The sequence below is a fragment of the Bartonella sp. AC62GZZY genome, assembly GCF_042196525.1.
GTDB lineage: Bacteria > Pseudomonadota > Alphaproteobacteria > Rhizobiales > Rhizobiaceae > Bartonella.
Genome location: NZ_JBHIQN010000033.1, coordinates 1 through 5,600, shown reverse-complemented (window position 1 = coordinate 5,600; position 5,600 = coordinate 1). Strand labels below are relative to the sequence as shown.

8 protein-coding genes and 4 pseudogenes are annotated in these 5,600 nt (G+C 34.5%); 2 read left to right on the top strand and 10 right to left on the bottom strand.

The genetic code is table 11. The annotated features are described in order from the left end of the window. The 8 genes and pseudogenes from ACFIML_RS08800 to ACFIML_RS08765 all read right to left on the bottom strand — a co-directional run. Window positions 1–124, bottom strand: a pseudogene (locus ACFIML_RS08800) (exonuclease); the annotation flags it as partial. 243 nt (window positions 125–367) lie between these two features. Continuing rightward, window positions 368–523: pseudogene (locus tag ACFIML_RS08795) on the bottom strand (ERF family protein); the annotation flags it as partial. Window positions 524–608: 85 nt separating this feature from the next. Continuing rightward, window positions 609–830 (bottom strand): hypothetical protein, encoded by a 222-nt coding sequence (locus ACFIML_RS08790; protein WP_375607554.1) that lies wholly within the window; start codon window positions 828–830, stop codon window positions 609–611. Between the two features lie 219 nt (window positions 831–1,049). After that, window positions 1,050–1,506: pseudogene (locus tag ACFIML_RS08785) on the bottom strand (antA/AntB antirepressor family protein). Window positions 1,507–1,940: 434 nt separating this feature from the next. Beyond that, complete coding sequence (locus tag ACFIML_RS08780) at window positions 1,941–2,591, bottom strand: antA/AntB antirepressor family protein (protein ID WP_375607555.1); 651 nt, start codon at window positions 2,589–2,591, stop codon at window positions 1,941–1,943. 37 nt (window positions 2,592–2,628) lie between these two features. Beyond that, window positions 2,629–2,949 (bottom strand): antA/AntB antirepressor family protein, encoded by a 321-nt coding sequence (locus ACFIML_RS08775; protein ID WP_375607560.1) that lies wholly within the window; start codon window positions 2,947–2,949, stop codon window positions 2,629–2,631. Between the two features lie 104 nt (window positions 2,950–3,053). After that, a pseudogene (locus tag ACFIML_RS08770) lies at window positions 3,054–3,429 on the bottom strand (hypothetical protein). A gap of 170 nt (window positions 3,430–3,599) precedes the next feature. Then, a complete protein-coding gene (locus ACFIML_RS08765) occupies window positions 3,600–4,202 on the bottom strand; it encodes a S24 family peptidase (protein WP_375607556.1) in 603 nt (200 codons plus the stop codon). A gap of 100 nt (window positions 4,203–4,302) precedes the next feature. Between ACFIML_RS08765 and ACFIML_RS08760 the strand changes: the two genes are divergently transcribed. Further along, complete coding sequence (locus tag ACFIML_RS08760; RefSeq protein WP_375607557.1) at window positions 4,303–4,437, top strand: hypothetical protein; 135 nt, start codon at window positions 4,303–4,305, stop codon at window positions 4,435–4,437. Window positions 4,438–4,564: 127 nt separating this feature from the next. Continuing rightward, window positions 4,565–4,765, top strand: a complete 201-nt coding sequence (locus ACFIML_RS08755) for a hypothetical protein (protein ID WP_375607558.1) — start codon at window positions 4,565–4,567, stop codon at window positions 4,763–4,765. Window positions 4,766–4,829: 64 nt separating this feature from the next. On the opposite strand, the gene ACFIML_RS08750 is transcribed toward ACFIML_RS08755, so the two are convergent. Both ACFIML_RS08750 and ACFIML_RS08745 read right to left on the bottom strand, forming a co-directional pair. After that, window positions 4,830–5,210: a hypothetical protein gene (locus ACFIML_RS08750; RefSeq protein WP_375614801.1), complete on the bottom strand. Its 381-nt coding sequence runs from the start codon at window positions 5,208–5,210 to the stop codon at window positions 4,830–4,832. A gap of 9 nt (window positions 5,211–5,219) precedes the next feature. Then, window positions 5,220–5,408: a hypothetical protein gene (locus ACFIML_RS08745; RefSeq protein ID WP_375607559.1), complete on the bottom strand. Its 189-nt coding sequence runs from the start codon at window positions 5,406–5,408 to the stop codon at window positions 5,220–5,222. Window positions 5,409–5,600 lie beyond the last annotated feature (192 nt).

Below are 5,600 nucleotides of genomic sequence, written 5' to 3'. Positions count from 1 at the left end.
TTTGTAGTCTTCATATTTGCTCGTAGGCAATCCTTTTGTAGTTTTATTGAGTATGTTGTAAATGTTTGATGCGGTGATTTTCCCTAGACTTGCTTGAAAATCATTCTGCTATTCGTTGCTCCATCTCACACCGCCGTTTGTTGCTCTTGTGATGGGAGCAATTGTAGAGCTTTTTCTTTTTAAATATTTTTTCTTCTTTCCAAATGCCCAAAACCAATTCTGCTTTTTCACAAGACATATCTGTTAGTTTTTCTGCTTCTGCAAAATAGAGAAGACTACTTTCATTTGTCCCTGTTTCTTTAATTAATTCTTCGATTTGCTTTATCTGTTTAGAGGAAACTTTTTGATTATTTGTATCGCCTTCTTTGGTTTGCGGTTGACCATCTGTATCGTCTTCTTTACTTGCTACATTAAGAAGTATGCCTAACAGGTATCTCTGTGCGTAGGTAAGTGTGGAACCAATTGATTGTATACTATTTTTAGAGCCTGTACTGTCAATTGGAAATGTTCCTTCTGTTGAGATTTGATTTTCTGAAGGATGAGGCAGAATTATTTCTATGGTAACGTTTTTTTCTGTTTAATATAGTTGTATTTTGCAAGCCCATCCTTTAAAGCATCAATGTACTGATCAAGCATAGCGTATTTGCTGTTTGTATGGGTGATTGTAGAGTTTTTTCAATATTTTGATATTTTGTTTGCATAGCCGAAAGGTCACGGACAAAGTTTTGGCGCTCTTGTCGTTCTATTTCTTTTTCTCTTAAATCAAGAATACGCTTTAAGCGGTCAATACTGACGTCACTTTCTAATGCTTTATTTAAAATACATTCCATAGCAGTTTATTCGACGGCTAAATGATGTGTTTCTTCAATTTCTATTAGGTTAGTGTTTTGTTCACTCATTTTGATTTTCTCCATTACGCGCAATTCACGTGTGGCGTGAATCACGCATGTTTTAAAAGTTGGTTGGTTGTTACAATCCTGTTTCTAGAGACTGTGTGATATTGATCACCTCCCCGTCTGAAAAGACGAGGAAATGAAATCTTTTTTAAACTAAGCGGCTTTTACAACAGATCTTTCTAAAACCTGTTTTGCTTCTTTAATGAGGGCTTTATATTTTCTGTTCTCTTCATCTACTCTGAAAGTATCAATAAGACGCATATGAATTGGATCTAAAAGATACAAAACTTTTTCACCAGCGTTCATACCTTCCCAATAGCTTGGCAAATCAAAGCGTGTATCACAAGAATAATCAACAGATTGGTTTCTTAGTTTTTTCTCACATTCAATAAAGTAACGACGTGCCTGTCGTCCTTTCTTATTACGTTCAACCATGGAAAGCTCTTTCGCCATATCTAAGGTGAGATGATATTCTACTGCTATAGCATTGTTCGCTTCCATTTTTTTGTGGAAGCGAATAAAATCTTCGCCTTTCAAGAAAAGAATAAGCAATGATGCGTTTTTTTATCCAAGTAGAGAAATCTTCTTTGCTTTCCAAAAATGCATGCAACTCACGCGCATTAACGGTTTGAACTGTTTCCTAATCAATTGTTTGTTCTGTAATTTTTATAAGAGTGTTCATAATGAACTCCTATGCAGTTAGATGTTTTTCATTGACATCCAATAAAGGATGCCGGGTGCTGAAAAACACGGTGCATAGTCCGTCGTTACGCTTTCCCCATAAAGAGTATTGTATAGCGTAACTACACCCGACAAAGTCATTATATGCGTGTAACATACAACGCGTCAAAGCCTTTAATGTGTGGAAAATAAACTGTTTCGGTAATTCATCCGCTATGCATTTAAGGTGTTTTTCAAGCACCTGATTTGAGCATATATATACTATAGTATATTGTCAATTAAAAAGTTTGAAAATTGACGCAAATAAATCATATTGATTTTATCAGTAAATTCGTATGTCTTTTTCATTATTGCATTCCTTAATTAATACATGCTTTGTCTTTTAAGCTCTTGGATTTTGTCTTGATACGGTAGCAAATTTCCACCTACTGCTCGTCTGTAAACCCAACCTTTTTGCTGTAAGAAGAGAATGAACTGTTTTGGTTGCATCTTGAGTATTTTAGCGGCTTTTGTAAGACCAAAGAGTCCATCATGGCGCTGTAAGCTTTCAAGAGCCATTGCCTTTGGTTTAAGGGTATTCACTTCACTTTTTAAAGTCTCTAATTGTGTGACGCTTTCTAAAAGCAGTTTCTTAATAAAGAGAGGGTCTTCTAATGCGTTTGCAAGGTCTAAAGGTTTCTTTGCACGCCGTTCACATTCAATAAAATATTGACGGGCTTGTTTACCTTTTTCATTACGCTCTACCATGGAAAGTTCTTTTGCCATTTCCAAAGTGAGATGGTAATTAATTTTGATAACAGCTCTAGATTTTGCGCTCGCCAAATTTGGTGACCGCAAATCTTGTGTTTTTATAAAATCTTGTCCTTCTATAAAATTGTATCTGGTAATACGGTCCTTAATCCAATTGGAAAAGTCACGTTTTGCCTCTAAGAATCCATGCAGATCACGTGCATTTACTGTCTGAACAATTTCCTTATCAATGGCTTGTTCTTTAATCTCTATGAGAGTATTCATGATGAACTCCTAAAGTTTTACATCATCACTGTCTTAATTAACAAAAACATAAGGTTTGATATAATATTCTGTCATAGTTTCTATGGCGCTCTGCTTTAGCGATTTTCTTTGCTGCGTGAATTTTGAAGTAATGATTATCGGTTTTATCTATTTCTATTTCAGATTTTGGACAAATCTTCTGTCTGTTCCATTCTTGTTTTGTAAAAACAAAATCCACGCCTTCTTTTAGATCAAACTTTTCAACACAATCGTTAAACCAAGTGGAAAAATCTTGTTTCAAATGTAAGTGCCTATGCATTACATGGGCATTAACCATTTGGACATAACCGATTTTGTCTTCTACCTCGTTTTCAGGTATGAGATATCATTCACTATGAATATTATTATCATGTGTGGTCATGAGTTTACTCTAATTAATTATTGATGAATTAAAGGGGGCGCTTTTAAATACGCCCTCAGAATTTAAAGCACATCACAAGGACGCAAACGGTGTTGTTGTTCGTAAGTACCGTAAATCTCATCATTATATTTTTCATCTGCTATCTCGTCTAAAAGTTCATTGTAAGTATCACTTTCACGTACAAAGTAATGAGCCTCACTATCCTCATGGAGATTGTTCAATATTTTCTTCTACATATGCGTCTGCAATCTCTTCAGAGATATATTCGCAACTCTTCTCAGAAGGATTTATACGAAAGATTTGGATTGCATCATCTGCCTCATCAACAATGCTTAGAATTTAGCTTGCATCAAGTGTTCCAGACTCTGCAATGTTTTGATTATCATCGTAGGAAACTAATAAAATTTCATTGGAATTAATAAGAATTGGCTTATCCATAATTTTTCCTCCCTAACGCCTCTTGGCGATTGTTTGTGCGTGGTTTGCATAATTACTTATACGCAAATGTATAAACATAAGCAAGCAAAAAATCGCATATATTTCATTTTTTTTGCATTTTCACTTAAATGCCATCTTCACAAGCAATAGAATCAAAAACTTTATTGGGATTATTTCATAAGTAGACGATAGGATTTGCGCGGTAATATCGCAACTATTTCTCCAACCCATTTTATCTTTGCATTTTTAATAGGTAGCGCATTCCATGATTTGAGTACAATACCCTCTGAAGAGCGAGTAATTTGTTTGATGAAACGCCTATTATCTTCTGTTAGAACGACAACTTCATCACCGTAATAATCGCTCATTGGCTTTGTTTGCAGATGTTTAACTACGATTAAATCACCATCTTTATACACGGGATACATGGAATCTCCACGAACCATGAATCCTATTGTTTCAAAAGGCAAATCAAATGGTATTTCGATTGTTTCAAGCCCATTTTCTGGGATTTGCTCAACATCGGTATCAATCTCTAATCCTGCTCCTATATACCCCATAACAGGAACAACTGTAGTAATTTGATTATAACCTTTTAAGCTTTTATAAAGTTCTAAAATTGCGTCTCTGTGTGAACCTCTGGGATCTGATTCACTTCCTAACCATCTTGACACGGTCGCTTGGGTTACATTTAATCTATCGGCAAGATCTTTTTGATTAAGACCAAACTCAGATTGCAATACTTGCAATGTCGCAATGATATTTTTCGTCATAATTAATTACTTATGATTTTAAAATTAAAAAAATCTATTGTTTTTTTTAATTAACTCTATACAATTGCGTATATGGTTAAAATCAAGGAGCTTAACTCAAATGGACACAGAGGAAAAATTAAAGATTAAGTCTATCCGAAAGTGTTTATCGCTAATACAAAAGGAATTAGCAGATATTTTAGGTGTTAAGCAAGCTTTTTTTGTCGTTGGGAACAAGGCAAAGGACTATCTTTAAATAGTTATTTAAAGCTGCAAAAGTTGAAGGATAGTTCTAGCTCTAGTTCTGCTTTTATTGCTGCTCATACAGATAAAGATGAACAGCAACAGCACCATTCACACTCTTAAAGAAGAAAGAAAATAAAATGGATTACGGTTTGGCAGCGATGATTGTGTTTTTTATAGTCAATGTAATCATGTTTTTTGCTGGCTTTTACTTTTATAAAATGACGAAAACGCATGAAAAAGACAAAATAATAGCACAATTAAGTATATTAATTAACGAGTTAGAAAAAACAGTATCGAAAAGAAGAATTGTGGGGACCTTTGGAGGCTATGAGCAGTAAAACAGAATAAGTTACTTAGATGTGTTTGCTTCTTCGCCTTTAAAAGCAAAGAAGCATAGAACAGTCAATGATTAATCTCAAAGTGGGATGAAAATTGTTGATAGGGCTTTTGACGGTAAAAACTGGGCCAAAAACGAACTTGAAGTGTTTTATATGGATCATTTGACGAGGTGTGTTCAAGAATAAAAACTGGAACGGTTATCTTATTGGAATTTTCTGTTTCTGTAGGTCGAATTTTTATACTCCAAACGCAAGTAGATCCGCCATGTAAACTAAAGAAATCAATATCGATGGTATCTGTAATGGGAAATGCTATTAAATCGATGTGCTTTTGAGATATATTGGGAGTAGTTTTTAGTGACTTTCGATAACGCGAATTGTAGGCGCTATGGAATGCCTCAACAAATTGAAATGGGCTATTTTCGTCTATTCGTATATGATTCATTTTTATTGGTTATTTTGTAGGGTTTTTGATTTCAAATTCTACAGTAACAATATTGTGTGGTGGTATGACTTCAATCTTAGGTTCCTCAATATTAATCTCCAACTTTGGCTCTAAATTTTGTGATGCCTTTTCTAATATTGCAATTTTCCTTTTGATATTAACCATTTGGCTTTCCAAATTTTTTAGCTTTTCTTGCATATTTCTCCCCTGCGGTTTCGAAAAAAATGATGATCAGATACGATTAAAAAATACTCTTAAATTGGAATAGCAAATGATTAACACGATTCTTTTTCTTGATCTAGGGACTAAGACAGGCTGGGCGCTTCGTGATGCAGATGGTTTTATCACAAGTGATACAGAACATTTTCAATCACGCCGTTTTGAAGGCGG